We start from the raw sequence: 19,140 nt of genomic DNA, 5'->3' as shown, positions 1-19,140 counted from the left end.
GGCATTCCCACGCGGAGCATGGGAACGATCGCATCCTTTGATCGACAAAAAAAGGCCCCGGAGCTCACACTCCGGGGCCTTTCGCATTTCAGCAGTCGGATTACGCTGCTTTTGCCTCTGGCTGGCTCAGCGAGCGGTTCAGCGCGCTGAACAATGCCTTGAAGCTGGCGGTGGTGATGTTTTCATCGATACCCACGCCGTGCACCGCACGTTCACCGTTCACCCGCAGTTCGATGTAGGCCGCTGCTTTGGCATTGGTGCCCGCGCCGATTGCGTGTTCGTTGTAGTCCATGATTTCCACCGGAATCGGCAGGCCGGCGACCAGTGCTTCCAGCGCGCCGTTGCCCTTGCCGCGCCAGTGCAGGTTGGTTTCGCCCTGACCTTTGCTGGCTACTTCGACTTCGACGGCGCTGTTGCCGTTCTCTTCCTGCAAACGATGGCTGACCAGTGCGTACGGCGTATTGGCTTGCAGGTATTCACTGATCAACAGCGAGTGAATCTGCTTGGCGGTCATCTCCAGGCCCAGGCGATCGGTCTCACGCTGCACCACCTGGCTGAACTCGATCTGCATGCGGCGTGGCAGGCTGATGCCGTATTCCTGCTCCAGCAAGTAAGCGATGCCGCCCTTGCCCGACTGGCTGTTGACACGGATCACCGCCTCGTAGCTGCGACCGATGTCGGCCGGGTCGATCGGCAGGTACGGCACTTCCCACAGGGTGTCCGGTTTCTGCTGGGCGAAGCCCTTGCGGATCGCATCCTGGTGCGAGCCGGAGAACGCGGTGTGGACCAGGTCGCCAACGTACGGATGACGCGGGTGCACCTGGATCTGGTTGCACTCTTCGACGACCTTGCGCACGCCGTCGATATCGGAGAAGTCCAGCTCAGGGTCGACGCCCTGGGTGTACATGTTCAGCGCGACGGTGACGAGGTCGACGTTACCGGTGCGTTCGCCGTTGCCGAACAGGCAGCCTTCGACGCGATCGGCGCCGGCCATCAGGCCCAGCTCGGTGGCCGCAACGCCGGTGCCACGGTCGTTGTGGGTGTGCAGGCTGATGATCACGCTGTCACGACGGTTGATGTTGCGGCCGAACCACTCGATCTGGTCGGCGTAAACGTTCGGCGTTGCGCATTCAACGGTGGCCGGCAGGTTGAGGATCATTTTGTGCTCAGGCGTCGGGTTCCACACCTCGATCACGGCGTCACAGACTTCCTTGGCGAATTCCAGCTCGGTAGCGCTGAAGGTTTCCGGCGAGTATTCGAAGGTCCACTCGGTTTCCGGCTGCATGGCTGCGTATTTGACGAACAGCTTGGCAGCGTTGACCGCGATGGCTTTGATGCCGTCCTTGTCCTGGTTGAAGACGATGCGACGGAAAGAAGGCGAGGTGGCGTTGTACAGGTGAACGATGGCTTTCTTCGCCCCGCGCAGGGATTCGAAGGTGCGCTCGATCAGGTCTTCACGGCCCTGGGTCAGTACCTGAATGGTGGTGTCGTCCGGGATGTGGCCTTCTTCGATCAGGGTACGCACGAAGTCGAAGTCGGTTTGCGACGCGGCGGGGAACGACGCTTCGATCTCCTTCACGCCGACCTGCACCAGGGTTTTCCAGAAGCGCAGCTTCTTCGCCGCGTCCATTGGCTCGATCAGCGACTGGTTGCCGTCACGCAGGTCGGAGCTGCACCAGATCGGCGCGGCGTCGATGGTCTTCGACGGCCAGGTGCGATCAGGCAGGTTGATGACGGGAAACGCGCGGTATTTCGAAGACGGGTCTTTGAGCATGCTCATCGGGAAATTCCTTGTTGTCTGGGCCGAAAAGAGGCGGCCTGCCGGTTGAACGAATGTTCTTGGAAAAGCGTGGGACGAGGCGCAGCGATTCAGCTTGGCAGTCGTGCGCTGACGAGGCACAGGCTGCGGTGCTGGCGAAGCTGAATGAGGGTGTGAGAGGTTTTCATGACTTCAACCCTAACCGCGAGGGGAAAGGATGGCAAGCAGTCGGAAAAAATTGAGAGGAATACCCGGAAAGCGGGATTTTGCAGGAATTTATTGCGCTTAAGGCGGTGGAAGTTGTTGATGTTTGCGTGGGGCTAGATTGGGGCGCAATTAAGTTTTTGGAGATTCATTGAGTATTGCGGTGTTTTATAGGCCGCCTTCGCGAGCAGGCCGGTCGCCTCAACACATACTCAAGGTTGGAAGGCACCAATGAAAATCGCCGGATCCACCCGCGCGTCATTCAGGCTGACGTTCCAGTGCATATGCGGCCCGGTTGCCCGGCCGGTCGCGCCGACTTTGCCGACCACCGCGCCGCGCGCCAGTTGCTGGCCGTTCTTCACGTCGATCTTCGACATATGGCAGAACATGCTGATAAAGCCTTGGCCGTGGTCAACAAAAACCGTGTTGCCGTTGAAGAAGTAATTGCCGATCAGAATCACCTTGCCCGCCGCCGGAGTCTTGATCGGCGTGCCCGCGGGCACTGCGAAATCGAGACCGGCATGAGGATTACGTTCTTCGCCATTGAAGAAACGACGCACGCCAAACTTGCTCGACAGCGGCCCGTTGACCGGTTTGTCCAGCAGCAGATTGCTCGGCGTGTTCGGGCTGAAACTGCGGTAAGCCGCGATCTGTTCCGCCAGTTCACCCTCAATGCGCTTGAGGTTGTCGGCGTTCGGATTGACCTGCTGTTTGTTCTTCAGGGTGATGTGCTGTTCCGGGTATTTCTTGCTGCCCACGGTGAATGGCAGATTGCGCCCGCCACTGCTGATCTGCTGCGCGCCAGGCTTGACCGTCAGCGGCACGCCAACGATTGCCAACCAGTTGTTCTGCTCTTTGACCACCAGCACCGGTTTGCCCTGATAAGAAGCTTTCGGCGCCTGCGCGGCAGTGCCCAGATCCACCACGGCGACGCCGCCCGGCACCGGTTTGTTCAGCAGCCGGGTGATGTAACTGTCGGCGTGGGCGTTGAAGGTCAGGCAGAGCAACAGCAGCGGAGCAAGAAAACGCGGCATGGATCAGTCCAGTAAAGAGAGGGTGACGGGCGTCAGGTGATTGTCCTCGACGCGCACTTGCAGTTCGCCTTCGCCGAGCTTGGCTTTCAGGCGCTGGCCGGTGTGGGTCTGCGCAGCATTGCGGATCGCGTGGCCACGCTCGTCGAGCAGGATGCTGTAACCGCGACCGAGAGTCGCCAGCGGGCTGACCACGTGCAGGGTCTGCATCTGACTGAGCAATTGCTGCCGACGCTGTTTCAGAGCATCGCGCATGGCCCGGGGCAGACGCTCGGCGAGGCTGTCGAGGCGCTGGCGAAGCATGGCCAGTTGGCGCCCCGGATGTTGCCCGGCGAGACGGGTTTCCAGACGGATCAGGCGTTCGCGGCGGGTATTGAGGCTGCGTTCGAATGCGCGGCGCATGCGCATGTCCAGATCGTCCAGACGTTGCGCCTGCTGGCGCAGACGTTCGCCGGGATGGCGCAACCGTCGCGCCATGCCTTCCAGGCGCAGGCGATCACGCATCAAGCGGTCACGCATGCGCATCACCAGACGCCGGTGCAGGCTCTCGACCTGACGGATCAGATGGCTGGAATCCGGGGCGAGCAGTTCGGCGGCGGCCGAGGGCGTGGGGGCGCGGACGTCGGCGACAAAATCGCTGATCGAAACATCGGTTTCATGGCCGACGGCGCTGACGATCGGCGTGACACAGGCATCGACCGCGCGCGCCACCGCTTCCTCGTTGAAGCACCAGAGGTCTTCCAGCGAGCCGCCGCCACGGGCGAGGATCAGCGCGTCGAAGCCGCGGGCATCGGCCATTTTCAGCGCGCGGACGATTTGCGCAGTGGCTTCGCGGCCTTGTACGGCAGTCGGTATCAGGGTCAGTTGCACCTGCGGCGCACGGCGGCGGAACACGCTGATGATGTCGCGAATCACCGCGCCGGTTGGCGAACTGATGATGCCGATGCGCTGCGGATGCGCGGGCAGCGGCACTTTGCGTTCGGCACTGAACAGGCCTTCGGCGCTGAGCTTTTCCTTCAGCGCATCGAAGGCCAGACGCAGCGCGCCGTCACCGGCCGGCTCCACGGTGTCGAGGATCAGCTGATAGTCGCCACGGCCTTCGAACAGCGAAACCTTGCCGCGCACCTTGACCGCCAGACCGTCCTTCAACGCTTGGCGCACGCGCGCGGCGTTCTGCCGGAACAACGCGCAACGCACTTGGGCGCCGCTGTCCTTGAGGGTGAAGTAGACGTGGCCGGACGCCGGACGTGCGAGGTTGGAAATTTCGCCTTCGACCCAGATGTTGCTGAACACGTCTTCAAGCAACACCCGCGCGCGGCCGTTGAGCTGGCTGACGGTCAGGACTTCACGGTCCAGGCCAAGTCTTGCAAAGGGATCTTTAATCATGGGGCGCAGTTTAAAGGCATTCTTCTGCTCATTGCACGAACCCTGTAGGAGCTGTCGAGTGCAACGAGGCTGCGATCTTTTGATCTTGCTTTTTCAACATCAAGATCAAAAGATCGCAGCCTTCGGCAGCTCCTACAGGGCGAGTGTCAGTCGTAACCGTCGGCGGACTTATTAAAGGAAACGCGTTGATGAGCGTGATGGAGCTGTTGGGGGCGTGGTCGTGGGGGGCTGGCGGTTGGGCGGCCATCGGGGTGGCCATCGCCTTGGCCTACATCGTATTCGGCATCGCCGGTTTCGGCACGGCGCTGGTCGCGGGGCCGATGCTGATCCTGTTCATGCCACTGTCGAAAATCGTGCCGCTGCTGGTGCTGCTCGATTTCGTCGCCGCATTCGGCAATCTGCTGCCCTCGCGGCGCGACGTCGCCAAGCCGGAATTGCTCAGGCTGCTGCCGTGCATGGCGATCGGCTGCACGTTGGGGGTGATCTTCCTGCTGAATCTGAAATCCGATCTGTTACTGCTTTTGATGGGGCTGTTTATCAGCGCCTATGCGGTTTACAGCCTGTGGGTGAAAGCGCGGCCGGCACAGTTGTCGGCAGCGTGGGCGGTGCCGATGGGCACAGTGGGCGGGTTGTTTGGCGCTTTGTTTGGCAGTGGCGGCTTTCTTTACGCGATCTATCTGAACAGCCGCCTGCCCAAGGACGCGGCGCGGGCCACGCAAAGTGCGTTGATCAGTTGCAGCACCGTGGTGCGCTTGAGTCTGTTTGTCATCGCCGGTGTGTATGCCGAGCTACCCTTGTTGATGCTGGCGCTGTGTCTGTTGCCGGCGATGGCGCTGGGCTTGTGGATCGGCCGGCGGCTGACCATGAGGTTGTCGCGCGAGGCGTTTGTGCGGCTGGTGACTTGGCTGGTACTGGCCAGCGGCATCGCGTTGATCGTGCGCTATTTCAGCACTTGACCGGATTTCTTCAGGGATTAAGCTGCCGGCCTTCAGGGCCTCTTCGCGAGCAAGCTCGCTCCCACATTGGCATGCAATCTCTGTGGGAGCGAGCTTGCTCGCGAAGTCGTTAGAAGTCACACCGCAGGATTTCCCATGAACTCGCAAAGCATCATCGTCCCGAAAATCTCCACCCTGCCGGTGCACGAGCCCCGGGCGCGGGCGATCGTGCGCTGGCTGGTGCGCAAGAACATCATCGAAGAACAGCTGACCACCTGCGGCCGCACCGGCAACCGCATGGCCCACGCCATCGCTGATGGTGCTCGCGCCGTGGTGCTGTACCCCGAAGCGCTGCCGTTCGGCGAGCCGATCAATGGCCTGGAGATCGTCACCAAACGCTGCATCTACACACCGGCCAAGGGCTTTCTCGAGGAGGCTGGTTGCGCCGAGTGCCGCCGCGAAGTGGGCGAGGCACTGTTCGAAAGTCTTGAAGACTGGTTTCCAGGGCGCACCGACAATTTCACCTGCCCGGAATGCGGGCACGAGGACGACATCAACGGCTTCCTGTTTTTGCAGGAATGCGCGTTTTCCAACCTCGGCTTCATTTTCAACAATTGGCTGGAGGCCGGGTTCAAGCAGAGCTTTATCGACGAGTTCGCCGATTGGCTCGATCAACCTGTCTCTTGGGTCAAGGTGGAGCTGTAGGGCCGGGCTTTTCCATCTATCAATTAGGCTGAGTTTTACATTGAACAGCAGGGGGTGTCTGACTATAATGGCGCGCTTCCATTTTCCCGCTCGGGAGCCCCCGCGATGCTGCGTATCAGCCAAGAAGCTCTGACATTCGACGACATTCTCCTAGTGCCCGGTTATTCCGAGGTACTTCCCAACGAAGTCAGTCTCAAGACCCGTCTTACCCGTGGCATCGAACTGAATATTCCTCTGGTTTCTGCCGCCATGGACACCGTTACTGAAGCCCGTCTGGCAATCGCCATGGCTCAGGAAGGTGGCATCGGCATTATCCACAAGAACATGACCATCGAGCAGCAAGCTGCCGAAGTGCGCAAGGTCAAGAAGTTCGAAGCCGGTGTGGTCAAGGATCCCATCACCATCGAGGCCGATGCCACGGTGCGTGATCTGTTCGAACTGACCCGTCTGCACAACATTTCCGGCGTTCCGGTCCTGCACGATGGCGACCTGGTCGGCATCGTCACCTCCCGCGACGTACGTTTCGAAAACCGTCTGGAAGCCACTGTCCGCGAAGTGATGACGCCTAAAGAGCGTCTGGTCACGGTCAAGGAAGGCGCCGACAAGAACGACGTGCGTGAACTGCTGCACAAGCACCGCATCGAGCGCGTGCTGATCGTCGACGACAAATTCGCCCTCAAAGGCATGATGACCGTCAACGACATCGAAAAAGCCAAAGCCTACCCGCTGGCCAGCAAGGACGACCAAGGTCGTCTGCGCGTTGGCGCTGCGGTCGGCACCGGTAAAGACACCGGTGATCGCGTGACAGCACTGGTCAACGCCGGCGTGGACGTGGTGGTGGTCGACACCGCACACGGTCACTCCAAAGGCGTGATCGACCGCGTACGCTGGGTCAAAGAGAACTTCCCTGAAGTGCAGGTGATCGGCGGCAACATCGCCACCGGCGCTGCCGCCAAGGCCCTGGCCGAAGCGGGCGCCGACGCAGTCAAGGTCGGTATCGGCCCTGGCTCGATCTGCACCACCCGTATCGTCGCCGGTGTCGGCGTGCCGCAAATCAGCGCCATCGCCAACGTCGCCGCCGCCCTTGAAGGCACTGGCGTGCCGTTGATCGCCGACGGTGGTATCCGTTTCTCCGGTGACCTGTCCAAGGCCATCGTGGCCGGTGCGTCCTGCGTGATGATGGGCTCGATGTTCGCCGGTACCGAAGAGGCCCCGGGCGAGATCGAACTGTTCCAGGGTCGTTCGTACAAGGCTTATCGCGGCATGGGTTCGCTGGGCGCCATGTCCCAGGCTCAAGGCTCGTCCGACCGTTACTTCCAGGACTCCTCGGCAGGCGCCGAGAAACTGGTCCCGGAAGGCATCGAAGGCCGTGTGCCGTACAAAGGCACCCTGAGCGCGATCATTCACCAGTTGATGGGCGGCCTGCGTTCCTCGATGGGTTACACCGGCAGCGCCAACATCGAAGAAATGCGTACCAAGCCCGAGTTCGTGCGGATCACCGGTGCCGGCATGGCCGAGTCCCACGTTCACGACGTGCAGATCACCAAGGAAGCGCCGAACTACCGGGTCGGCTGACGCCGACAGCTCTAAGCCACAAGTTACAAGCTGCAAGCGGTGCTGCGTCAGAGCAGTGCCGCTCGGCTTCCGATTACTTGCAGCTTGCAGCTTGAAGCTTGCAACTGCTTTTCAGAGTTTCTTTCATGGCCCTCGACATTCACGCTCACCGCATCCTGATCCTCGACTTCGGTTCGCAATACACCCAGCTGATTGCCCGCCGCGTGCGCGAGATCGGCGTGTACTGCGAACTGCACCCGTTCGACATGGACGAAGATGCGATCCGCGAATTCGCCCCTAAAGGCGTCATCCTCGCCGGCGGCCCCGAGTCCGTGCACGAAGCCAACAGCCCGCGCTGCCCGCAGGCAGTGTTCGACCTGGGCGTTCCGGTATTCGGCATCTGCTACGGCATGCAGACCATGGCCGAGCAACTGGGCGGCAAGGTGGAAGGTTCCGAACTGCGTGAGTTCGGTTACGCCCGCGTTGACGTGGTCGGCAAGAGCCGCCTGCTCGACGGCATCGAAGACCACATCGACGCCGACGGCCTTTTCGGCCTCGACGTTTGGATGAGCCACGGTGACAAAGTCACGAAGATGCCGGAAGACTTCCACATCCTCGCCAGCACCCCAAGCTGCCCGATCGCCGGTATGTTCAACGACGACCGCGCTTACTACGGCGTGCAGTTCCACCCGGAAGTGACCCACACCAAACAGGGCGGTCGCATCCTGTCGCGCTTCGTGCTCGACATCTGCGGCTGTGAAGCCCTGTGGACGCCGTCGAAGATCGCTGAAGACGCCATCGCCAACATCCGCGCCCAGGTCGGCACCGACAACGTGCTGCTGGGTCTGTCCGGCGGCGTTGACTCCTCGGTGGTTGCCGCACTGCTGCACAAGGCCATCGGCGATCAGCTGACCTGCGTCTTCGTCGACAACGGCCTGCTGCGTCTGCACGAAGGCGAGCAAGTGATGGCCATGTTCGCCGAGAACATGGGCGTCAAGGTAATCCGCGCCAACGCTGAGGAGCAGTTCCTCAACAACCTGGCCGGCGAAGCCGACCCGGAGAAGAAGCGCAAGATCATCGGCCGCACCTTCATCGACGTGTTCGATGCCGAGTCCTGCAAGCTGGACAACATCAAGTACCTCGCTCAGGGCACCATCTACCCGGACGTGATCGAGTCGGCTGGCGCGAAAAGCGGCAAGGCCCACGTGATCAAGTCGCACCACAACGTGGGCGGCCTGCCGGAAGAAATGAACCTGAAACTGGTCGAGCCCCTGCGCGAACTGTTCAAGGACGAAGTCCGTCGTCTCGGCCTGGAACTCGGCCTGCCGTACGACATGGTCTACCGTCACCCGTTCCCGGGCCCGGGCCTGGGCGTGCGCATCCTCGGTGAAGTGAAAAAGGAATACGCCGACCTGCTGCGTCGCGCCGACCACATCTTCATCGAAGAACTGCGCAAGGCCGACTGGTACCACAAGGTCAGCCAGGCGTTCGTAGTATTCCAGCCAGTGAAATCGGTCGGCGTGGTCGGCGATGGCCGTCGTTACGCCTGGGTCGTGGCCCTGCGTGCCGTGGAAACCATCGACTTCATGACCGCACGTTGGGCGCACCTGCCTTACGAACTGCTGGAAACCGTTTCCGGCCGCATCATCAACGAAATCGAAGGCATCTCGCGCGTTACTTACGACGTGTCGAGCAAGCCGCCGGCGACGATTGAGTGGGAATGATCCCGCTGCGGTTCGAATAACGAAAAACCCTTGGTGTGAAGCCAAGGGTTTTTTCGTTTCAGAGCCCTGAAAACAGATCAGCGGGGTAAACGACTTTGCAGGGTCATGCCGAGCTCGATCAGGCGCTCGGCTACTGCGGCGATGTCGCGGAATATCATGCCGGTGATGCGGCGCATCGACTGGTCCCAGATATAAAACCGGCCATCTGCGGTGCAATGCACCCTTGTTTGCACGATGTTACTGGCGCTGTTGCGCCGCACGAGTGTGTATGTGCTGGGTTCTGTTTTTCGTATCACGAACATGCCATTGCGATGCAGAAGCTTTTCCAGCGTAGCGTCATTCCATGGCGGCACGGGGGCCTCGACCTGCAATCGCAGGTCAGCGAACAGAGGGTCGAAGGCGTTGCTTGTCGTCGTCCCGTTGTGAAACGGACCGCGAGCGACTTCCACTCCCGGGTCAATCCTGACGTCGGCTGCCTCGTCGGGCCAGACTTCTTCGATGCGCAAACCGATACCGCCCCTGAGTTCGCTTATGCCTGGCAGGTCCCTGAAGGTATTGGTGTTCGTGGCATCGACCAGAGCCACCCACTTGCCGGGTCTGTTGAGGAGCTTGTCACGCTCCATGATCTGCGTTGCCAGGCGGGTCTTGATCATCTGCTCTTCGATCGAAGTGAGTGGGACTTTCAGCGTGCAGGTTTGTGCTGCGTCCAGTCCATGGACGCGGACGCCATTGGCTTGGGCAGACGTGATCAATTCGAGCATGTTGAACCGGTTCTCAGGGTCGGTACCCAGGCTGGACAAATAGGTAGTGAGGTCCTCTGACATGTCTCCAGAGAGGTAGAAATGGTTGAGGTCATCCTGGGCGAAATCACTCAGTAGTCCACGCACGTAGAGCGTTCTGATATGCCGCGCGAACGTTGGCATGTTCTCGATCATGAAGCGCATGCTGGCGATGCGATCGAGGGTTTCTCCGACCGCCAGTCCATCGGTATTGGCAAACATCAGATCTATCAGCTCTTCGGTTTGCATCAAGGGATCGATTTGCGGAATGAGCGGCCGTCCCGGCAGATTTGTCCATTTCAGCTCTCGAAAGAATTCTCCGGCGTTGTTCAGCAGTGCTGTTCGTTGTTCGCTGAAATGCGCCTGGTAACGGTCGGTAGCCAGTAAATAACGGCGTCCAGCGCTTGTTGACTCGGCAGAAGCGTTGGGCAAGTTCATTGCCCATCTCCTCATTCCGGGTTTTTCCGTCTCTGAAATATCTTTGAGCGCCGTAACCAGGCGCAGCGGGCACGGAACGCCTGGAAGCGGTTCGACGCGTGGCAGATCCACCGATGGTGTTGCCTCAGAAGGGCTCAAATCTGTCTCCGGCGCACACGCCTTGCCCACGCATTGGCCGCCTCCGCGCAGCCGCAGCGCAGGCATGCGCTCCCACTTGCCAGCGCTTCCCAGGCGGACCGGCAACGAATAAGCGAACTGGTTGGGGCGCTCGGGATCGATGATTGCCCAGTTGCCGCTGTCCTGCGAGTCGGCGAAGTAGCGCACGTAATAGGCATCGCCATCCATTTCGATGGCATGACCGGGCTCGTTGTCGAGGCGGTAAATGCCTTCGTATTTCCCCGGCGTCGCCTCTACGGAATGTTGCGCAAGTAACTCGTTGCATCGATAGCTGGCAGGTACTTGTGGAAATGTCGAACCTTGCCGTGTAGCAGGCGTATTCAAGGGCTCAGTGACGTCGACGAATGTCGCCCCGCTGGGTATCTCGTTTGCCAACTCGCTGCTCGCTTCTTCAGCCGCTGTGACAGGTGGCGGATCCACAGGTGGCAATAATCGCGTGTCAGCCGAGGCAAGCTCGACCAGACCACGCATCTCTTCAGCCTCGGCATACTCGACCTGTGGCCCGACTTCCAGTTGCGCGCCGGTGCCGATCAGGAACGGCACATTGAATACGGTTTCGATAGCGCTGAGCACCGCACCGATCACCCCGGCTCTACGTTCGGTCGCCGTAATGCCGTTGATCGCCTGATCGATGTTCAGCCCCATGTTCGCGACGCCGGCGCCGATCAAGGGCAAAGCCACCGGCCAGCCCACGGCCGCCATCGGGCCGAACACTTTCAGCCCGGCGCTCAGATACCCGGTCCAGAGTTTCCTGCGTAGCTCACTGTTGGACGTGAGCACCAGATGCGCCTCGGCAATCATGCCCGCGCGAGTCGACTCGCGTAACCACGTGAAGGCGTCACCGCTGATCGCAACGTTGCTGCGGTTGATCATCCGGTGATCGCTGTGGCCCCAGGTGCTCACCAAACGGTTCATCAGATCAGTGAGGTTCTCAGTGATGTGATTGCTGTCAGCCAACGAGAAGTGCTTGAGAAACAAAGGGCGTTTCTGCTCTGAATTCATCTGTTCGAGCAACCACCAGTGCAGATCCGCCGCAGTGTCCATCAGCCGAAAGGCCTGGGCTTGTCCCGGCAGGTAAAGGGTCTGCCGGCCACTGTCTTCGACCAGACGCAGCACGTTGGTGGCGACGTGACCGTCCAGATCCAGCGTGCGCACCTGCGCGCCGACCGGGTACGTCGATCGGAGCATTTGCAGGGTTACCGGCCAGGTAACGGGGCCGATCAGCGAGGTGACGATGCGTTGAAAATCATTGCCGTCAACGTCCCCCTGTTGCAGCGCCTGCACCGCCTGACCGAGGAAGTTGCACTTGGCCAGGGCGCGGAAGTCTTCCGACGAGGTTTGCCAGAATTTGGCCAATTGATCGCTGTAACGCGTGCTGAAATCAACGGCCCAGAATGCCTTCAGCACATCGCTGCCAAGCAGTCGCACTTCGTTGCTCTGATTGAAATTCTCCGCGTTCGGGCCATCCGAGTAGAAGCCACAGTAAAGGCCCAGCAAATCTGCGTTGTCTTGATCGGTCGCACGAAATCGATGGATCACCAACTGCGTGAGGGTGAGCGTTTCATAAGGCTTTTCCAGCAAGTGTTCCCAACCGGTAAAGGTCAGCGCGCTGCTTTGCGCCGTTTTGAATCGATGGAAATAAACCTGGTCGGGATCGAAGCCGGATAGCCCTTTGTCGGTCAGCAGTTCGATCGCAACTTGCCGGGCCGCATCGAGCAGGCTCGGGCAGTTCTGCACAATGGTCGTGGCGATGGCTTTGAGGGCGGTTTTGTCCGCTGCGTTTGGCAGCAGACGACGTTCGGGAGCGGTCATGCGGGTGTTCATCCTTGAGACACAAAGGCGGAAGATGACCGATGTGCTCAAGGGGAGGGTGTTACTCGGCTATTGCGTGATGTCCTTTTGAAAGTGAGCCAATGCTTTCGCAGATATCAAAGATATTCAGACCGAATCAGATCAGTATCGAACGGAGTCAGACCTTGTTCAGGTGCGAACACCCTCTGCGCCTGCTCTGCAGAGGCCACTCGTTCGCCTCGTGCCCGCACATGTAAATCGAAAAGCGTGTGCAGATCCGGCCTTGGTGTATGCACCAGGGCGCGCAGCATCAACGAAACTCCGCTGAGGTTGTTGTCGACGTTGTTCCAGCGGGGCGATGAAGTCAGCCCCAGATCGGCCCAGATCATGCGTCGCTCCTCCAGGTCCATCACGAATGGCAGGCAGATACTCGTGTCGGAGGCGATATCGATGCGGTCGACTACGGTGCGCGGCTCGAACACTTCGCCAGATGCCGTGTCGGCGCGGGCCATCCAGCCTGCGAAGCATTCCGGAAGATCACAATATGGCTGCCAGGTAAACGAATTGAGGGACGTGACGACGTAGCGGACGCCCTTTTTGACGAGAACATCAAGGTCGAGGTCGATGAATTCGGAGGCGCCGTTGGGCGCGTCGACGATGTCGCCGCTGTGGTAACCGCCATAACCTTTGAGGTTGTAATAGGCGATCGCTTCCTTGAAGACGAAGTCGGTGTCGAAGAAGGCGGCGGACAAGTCGATGTCCGTGCGGTCACGACCATTCTTCCACCACAGGAACAGGCGAATGAATCGCGTGTCCGGCATTGGCAACCGACTGCCGCGTACCAGTGTTCGCAGCGACTTCGCTGCGGCGCGCTGTGCCAGTGGCACCCGGTATTCGCGCAACGCCGGATCGATGAAACAACGCCCAAGTGGTGGCAGCAACGTGAAACGCGCGATCAGGGCGTTCTCGCAAATCTGTGCGGCACGTGCCAATACCTGCGGTGCGATCGACTCTCGACGATCAGCAGTGCCGAAGACTTTCGCCAGTGCTCCTTTAGGTGTGAACGCCCGCAAGGGCAGGGGGCGCGGGGCATTTACCTGGGCCAGCAATTGCAGCAGCACAGGTGAGGACACTTGCGCCGCGACAGCCGCAAAGGCGTCGAGCACCGCGTCCGGTTCTGTGGCACGCCGTAACATCACGTCCAGACGGCGCGCGAATTCTCCGGGACGATCCTGCAGCACTGGCGTAAGCGCGGCGATCTGGCGTTGGGCAAGCATGGTTTCCACCCGCGACCCGAACGATGCCGGCGGATCATTGCGTCGCGCTGCGGTGATGGCCGCAAATGCTCGCGGATACTTCTCAGCGTAATCGCCTGGATGCAGGACTTCGGCCAGGCGTTTCCAGCGTTCGGCCTGGCGCATCACATCTTCCGTAGCGTTGGGCGTGCGGTCGAGCAGGCGCAACAGCTTGCGCCGCATCGAACGTTTCAGTTTGCGAAAGCGCGTCTGCGCTGTCGCCAGCGACACGTCTCCACCATGCAGTGCGATCGCCACGCGCAGCACGTCCGTTGCCGTTTCGACATTTTGCTCAAGGAATTCCTCGACCCGGGCATCGTCACCGATATGCAGGATCAGCGCGCCGCCGACCAGCGCGCGAATCTCGCGGAACGGGATGGTATCGGGCAGCAGACGGAACACGTCGTTTCTGTAAGTTCGGATAAACCAAGTGACATCCGCGGCTTCCTCTTCGGACAGCGAGGTGCGCGATGAGACCAGCGGCTCCAGCAATGCCTCGAACTCGCTGACACTTCCCGGTTCGATAACCCAATGGATGAAGTTGCCTTCAAGCATGGCTGGCCGAACCTGTTCGCTGGGTGGCAGGCGCCGAAGTGTGTGGTAGTGAATGACGGCGTTGAGATACAACTCCGCCTCTGTCGCTTCGAGGACCTGATGGGGGAAGTCAGGATAAAACGGTCGGTGATGTACATGAGCACCGCTGCGACGCCGCAGGACTCGAATGACTTCACGCAGCCAATTCTTGAGTTCGACCGCAGAGAGCATGCCGATTCGCTCGATAAGCGGTTCAGAGAGTACATATCGAAACGCCGCGACTTCTTTGACCGCTGATGCGACCTGCGCGCGTGTGGCTCCGCCAGAGCCGGCAGGGACGTGAAGTTTTGTACGGCGCCGCAGGAACAGCTCCTGATTCATCATGATTTCTTCCTTGGTCGCCGTTTCCAGTGAGCTGAAGCTCACCTGTGCAATCGATACGAAAACGCCTGCAATAAGCAGGCGCGGTGTGGAGAGCGGAACCCCTAGTTCATGGAGGATAGAAGGAAGGTGTTCCATAGCCACGGCGGCATACTACCGGAGGTCATCGCGGCTTGTCAGCGAATCACATATTTTGCAATGGGCTCGCCTGTTGGCGAACGTCAGCGCCGCGCCACATCCGAAAAATAGAACTTGTCCAGCGTATGCCGCGATTCGGTGTATTCGAACTGGCGGCCGTCCTGCAGGAAGGTCTGGTTGCTGACCACGATGACATGGCTCTGGCCGTCGAGGTCCAGGTGTTGTTGGTCGTCCTTGCTGCACGGCACGGCTTCGATGGTGCGCTGGGCGTAGGCGATCTGCAGTTGCAGGGTCTGTTCGATGTGGGCGTAGATCGAATGTTCGGCGATGTCTGCTGACAGGTCGGGGATCACGTCGCTGACGAAGTGGTTGATGTCGAGGATGACGCGTTTGCCGTCGATGCGCCGTACCCGCTTGATCCGGGTGATCGGGCTGCCGGGTTCGGCATTGATGTGTTCGAGCAGCGCACCTACCAGCGGCACCTGACACATCTCGACCACTTCGGTGCTGACGTCGTTGCCCAGTCGCGGGTGGGTCTCCTGAAAACTGACGATGCCGCCGAGCTGGAATTCGATCGGGTTGGTCGACAGCACGAACGCGCCTTTGCCGTGAATCTTCTGAGCGAAACCGCGCTCCTGCAACTGGTCGATGGCCTTGCGCACCGTGCCACGGCTGGCCTGATAGGTGTCCATCAGTTCGGTTTCGGAAGGCAGCCGGGCGCCGCGCTCCAGGCGCTGGGTGGTGATACTGGCAAGCAAATCGCTGTAGATCTGGTTGTACTTGCTCATGGCTGGACTCTGTGCCGACGGTGCTCAAAACCCCGAACCTTAAGGGCAGGGTAGGGGTTTGTCCATGCGGACGAAGGAAAACATCTTAGGTCAGAGTAGGAAGAATCCGCGTTTTTCTGACGTTCATCCACGGATGCAAACTCGTACAGACGAGTTGTTGCATTAACTCGTACAGACGAGTATTTTTCGTTTCGGCGTGCTGCCAATAACAACAATCCACGACGGAAGAACAAGCATGAGCCATGACTATCCGAACATCGCCAAGGAGCTGCTGGAAAGCCTCGGTGGCCGTGACAACATCGAGCAGGCGGCGCATTGCGTCACGCGTTTGCGCCTGGCGCTGAAGAACCCCGCGCTGGTGAATGTGGCCGCGCTCAATGGCGTCGATCTGGTCAAGGGTTCGTTCTTCACCGGCGGGTTGTATCAAGTGGTCATCGGCCCGGGTGATGTTGAAAAGGTTTATGCCGAACTGCGCCAGCAGACTGGCCTTGCGGCATCGACCATCGCCGACGTTAAACAGAAAAGCGCCGAGAAGATCAACGCCATGCAGCGGCTGGTGCGGGTGTTTTCCGATGTGTTCATGCCGATCCTGCCGGCGCTGATCATTGCCGGCCTGTTGATGGGCATCAACAACCTGCTCGGCGCCAAGGGCATGTTCATCGAGGGCCAGACCCTGCTCGATGCCTATCCCAACCTCGACGGGTTGTGGAGCCTGATCAATCTGATGGCCAACACCTCATTCGTGTTCCTTCCGGCGCTGGTGGGCTGGTCGGCGGCCAAGCGTTTCGGCGGCAGCGAAATCCTCGGCATCGTCCTCGGTCTGATGCTGGTGCACCCGGACCTGCTCAACGCCTGGAATTACGGCAAGGCCGTTGCCGGGCTGGACGGGCAGCAACTGCCGTACTTCGACATCCTCGGCCTGTTCCAGGTGGAAAAAGTCGGATACCAAGGGCAGATCCTGCCGATCCTGCTGGCGGCGTACGTAATGAGCGTGATCGAAAAATGGCTGCGCGCACGCGTGCCCAACGCGGTGCAGTTGCTGGTGGTGCCGATCACCACCATCGTTGTCACAGGCGTGCTGGCGTTGGCGATCATCGGCCCGGTGACCCGGCATATCGGCATCTACATCACCGAAGGGCTAGTGATGCTGTTCGATCTGGCGCCGTTGGTGGGCGGTCTGATTTTCGGCCTGTTGTATGCACCCTTGGTGATCACCGGCATGCACCACATGTTCCTCGCCGTGGATCTGCAACTGATCTCCAGCCAGGGCGGCACCTTCATCTGGCCGATGATTGTCATGTCCAATCTGGCGCAGGGCAGTGCGGCATTGGCGGTGTTCTGGATGACGCGCAATGCGCGGGACAAGAGCATGGCCTCGACCTCGGCGATTTCTGCGTATTTCGGCATCACCGAGCCGGCGATGTTCGGCGTCAACCTGCGCTACAAGTTTCCGTTCTACGCCGCGCTGGCCGGTTCGGCGCTGGGTTGCATGTTCCTCTCACTGAACAAGATCCAGGCCTCGGCCATCGGCGTCGGTGGCTTGCCCGGTTTCATCTCGATCGTTCCGCAGTTCATCCCGATGTTCGTCATCGGGATGCTGATCGCCATGCTCGTGCCGTTTGCCCTGACCTGCGTGCTGAGCATGAAGATCGTCCGTCCGGGTTACCGGGTTGCCTGAAACTCAACTGTAGGAGCTGCCGGAGGCTGCGATCTTTTGATCTTGCCTTTCAAAATCAAAAGATCGCCGCCTTCGGCAGCTCCTACACGGCTCCAAAATTCAAGAGGAAATCCGCCATGCAAGACTGGCAACGTTCGGTGATCTACCAGATCTACCCGAAGAGCTTTCACAGCCATGCGGGCAACGCCACTGGCGATCTGCTCGGCATCGTCGCCAAGCTCGATTATCTGCAATGGCTGGGAGTCGATTACCTGTGGATCACGCCGTTCCTGCGCTCGCCGCAGCGCGACAACGGCTACGACATCAGCGACTACTACGCGGTCGATCCGAGTTACGGCAGCATGGCCGACTGTGAGCTGCTGATCGCCGAAGCGGGCAAACGCGGGATCAAGTTGATGCTCGACATCGTGGTCAACCACACCTCGATCGAGCACGTCTGGTTCCAGCAGGCCCGCAGCAGCCTCGACAACCCTTATCGCGACTTCTATATCTGGCGCGACCAGCCGAACAACTGGGAATCCAAGTTCGGCGGTTCGGCCTGGGAATACGAAGCGCAGACCGGCCAGTACTATCTGCACCTGTTCGACCACACCCAGGCCGACCTCAATTGGGACAACCCCAAGGTCCGCGACGAAGTGTTCAAGATGATGCGTTTCTGGCGCGACAAGGGTGTCGGTGGCTTTCGTCTGGACGTGATCAATCTGATCTCGAAACCGGCGGACTTCCCCGAGGACGACAGCGACGGTCGGCGCTTCTACACCGATGGGCCTAACGTGCATGCGTACTTGCAGCAAATGCACCGCGAAGTCTTCGAAGGGCATGAGCTGATCAACGTCGGCGAGATGTCCTCGACCCGCCTCGAACACTGCATCCGCTACTCCAATCCGCAGTCGAAAGAATTGTCGATGACCTTCAACTTTCATCACTTGAAGGTCGATTACCCGAACCTGCAGAAGTGGGTCCGCGCCGATTTCGACTTCCTCCAGCTCAAGCAGATCCTGTCCGACTGGCAGACCGGCATGCAGGCGGGCGGTGGCTGGAATGCGCTGTTCTGGTGTAATCACGATCAGCCGCGCGTGGTCTCGCGATTCGGCAATGACGGCGAATACCGCGAGCTGTCGGCGAAGATGCTTGCTACCGCGCTGCACTTTCTGCAGGGCACGCCCTTCGTTTATCAGGGCGAAGAATTGGGAATGACCAATCCGGGGTTCGAGAGCATCGAGCAATACCGTGACGTCGAAACCCTGAATATCTTTCGCCTCAAGCGTGAAGCCGGCACCAGCGACCTCGACAACATGGCGGCGATCATGCAGAAGTCCCGCGACAACGGGCGCACGCCGATGCACTGGCACGCCGGGCACAACGCCGGCTTCACGCGCAGCGAACCATGGATTGGCGTGTCGGCCAATGCCGCACAGATCAATGTCGCGCATCAACTGCACGACCCGGAATCGGTGCTGCATCACTATCGGCGCCTGATCGCTTTACGCCGCACTGAAGCGTTGATCTCCGATGGCATCTATCGCCAGTTGTTGCCGGAGCATCCACAGGTCTGGGCGTACCTGCGCGAGGGGACGGGCGAACGCCTGTTAGTGGTGAACAACTTCTATGGGACTGCCTGTGAGGTCGAGCTACCGGCACTGATCGACGAAGCCCAGGAGCAGCGCCTGTTGATCAGCAACTACCCGGACTGCCCGCAACGCTCGCGTTTGCTGCAGTTGCGACCTTACGAATCCTTCGTGCTGCACCTGACCGATCCCTGATTTTTAACTGAATAACAACCTTTGAAAAAACACGCAGAACGCTGCGCGGGGGATTTGTGCGCGCTGAATTCCTGCAACCA

12 protein-coding genes are annotated in these 19,140 nt (G+C 59.9%); 6 read left to right on the top strand and 6 right to left on the bottom strand.

Going from position 1 to position 19,140, the window contains the following annotated elements:
* Positions 1 to 100 precede the first annotated feature (100 nt).
* From leuA to xseA, 3 genes are all read right to left on the bottom strand, one after another.
* On the bottom strand, positions 101 to 1,780 hold the full coding sequence (leuA, locus tag D8U60_RS11765) for a 2-isopropylmalate synthase (RefSeq protein WP_016773339.1): 1,680 nt from the start codon (positions 1,778 to 1,780) through the stop codon (positions 101 to 103).
* Between the two features lie 395 nt (positions 1,781 to 2,175).
* Complete coding sequence (locus D8U60_RS11755; protein ID WP_130900181.1) at positions 2,176 to 2,997, bottom strand: peptidoglycan DD-metalloendopeptidase family protein; 822 nt, start codon at positions 2,995 to 2,997, stop codon at positions 2,176 to 2,178.
* A 3-nt stretch (positions 2,998 to 3,000) separates the two neighbouring features.
* A complete protein-coding gene (gene xseA / locus D8U60_RS11750; protein WP_130900180.1) occupies positions 3,001 to 4,380 on the bottom strand; it encodes an exodeoxyribonuclease VII large subunit in 1,380 nt (459 codons plus the stop codon).
* 188 nt (positions 4,381 to 4,568) lie between these two features.
* Between xseA and D8U60_RS11745 the strand changes: the two genes are divergently transcribed.
* From D8U60_RS11745 to guaA, 4 genes are all read left to right on the top strand, one after another.
* Entirely contained in the window at positions 4,569 to 5,336 is a 768-nt protein-coding gene (locus D8U60_RS11745) for a sulfite exporter TauE/SafE family protein (RefSeq protein WP_024014205.1), read from the top strand.
* A gap of 135 nt (positions 5,337 to 5,471) precedes the next feature.
* Positions 5,472 to 6,020, top strand: a complete 549-nt coding sequence (locus D8U60_RS11740) for a hypothetical protein (protein ID WP_016773342.1) — start codon at positions 5,472 to 5,474, stop codon at positions 6,018 to 6,020.
* Between the two features lie 105 nt (positions 6,021 to 6,125).
* Positions 6,126 to 7,595, top strand: a complete 1,470-nt coding sequence (gene guaB, locus D8U60_RS11735; protein WP_016773343.1) for an IMP dehydrogenase — start codon at positions 6,126 to 6,128, stop codon at positions 7,593 to 7,595.
* Between the two features lie 125 nt (positions 7,596 to 7,720).
* Positions 7,721 to 9,298, top strand: coding sequence for a glutamine-hydrolyzing GMP synthase (gene guaA / locus D8U60_RS11730; RefSeq protein WP_016773344.1), 1,578 nt, complete (start codon positions 7,721 to 7,723; stop codon positions 9,296 to 9,298).
* A 77-nt stretch (positions 9,299 to 9,375) separates the two neighbouring features.
* Here the strand turns inward: guaA and D8U60_RS11725 are convergent, their stop codons facing one another.
* From D8U60_RS11725 to treR, 3 genes are all read right to left on the bottom strand, one after another.
* Positions 9,376 to 12,504, bottom strand: coding sequence for a membrane-targeted effector domain-containing toxin (locus tag D8U60_RS11725; protein WP_130900179.1), 3,129 nt, complete (start codon positions 12,502 to 12,504; stop codon positions 9,376 to 9,378).
* A gap of 116 nt (positions 12,505 to 12,620) precedes the next feature.
* Positions 12,621 to 14,831, bottom strand: coding sequence for a TerD family protein (locus tag D8U60_RS11720; RefSeq protein WP_241663539.1), 2,211 nt, complete (start codon positions 14,829 to 14,831; stop codon positions 12,621 to 12,623).
* Between the two features lie 83 nt (positions 14,832 to 14,914).
* Positions 14,915 to 15,619: a trehalose operon repressor gene (gene treR, locus D8U60_RS11715; protein ID WP_130900178.1), complete on the bottom strand. Its 705-nt coding sequence runs from the start codon at positions 15,617 to 15,619 to the stop codon at positions 14,915 to 14,917.
* A 235-nt stretch (positions 15,620 to 15,854) separates the two neighbouring features.
* Between treR and treP the strand changes: the two genes are divergently transcribed.
* Positions 15,855 to 17,297 (top strand): PTS system trehalose-specific EIIBC component, encoded by a 1,443-nt coding sequence (gene treP, locus D8U60_RS11710; RefSeq protein WP_024014201.1) that lies wholly within the window; start codon positions 15,855 to 15,857, stop codon positions 17,295 to 17,297.
* A gap of 116 nt (positions 17,298 to 17,413) precedes the next feature.
* A complete protein-coding gene (gene treC / locus D8U60_RS11705; protein ID WP_130900177.1) occupies positions 17,414 to 19,060 on the top strand; it encodes an alpha,alpha-phosphotrehalase in 1,647 nt (548 codons plus the stop codon).
* Positions 19,061 to 19,140 lie beyond the last annotated feature (80 nt).

It is taken from the genome of Pseudomonas sp. Sample_11 (assembly GCF_004307505.1).
Lineage (GTDB): Bacteria > Pseudomonadota > Gammaproteobacteria > Pseudomonadales > Pseudomonadaceae > Aquipseudomonas > Aquipseudomonas atacamensis.
The sequence above is the reverse complement of the archived record's forward strand: the minus strand, read 5'-3'. Positions and strand labels throughout refer to the sequence as shown.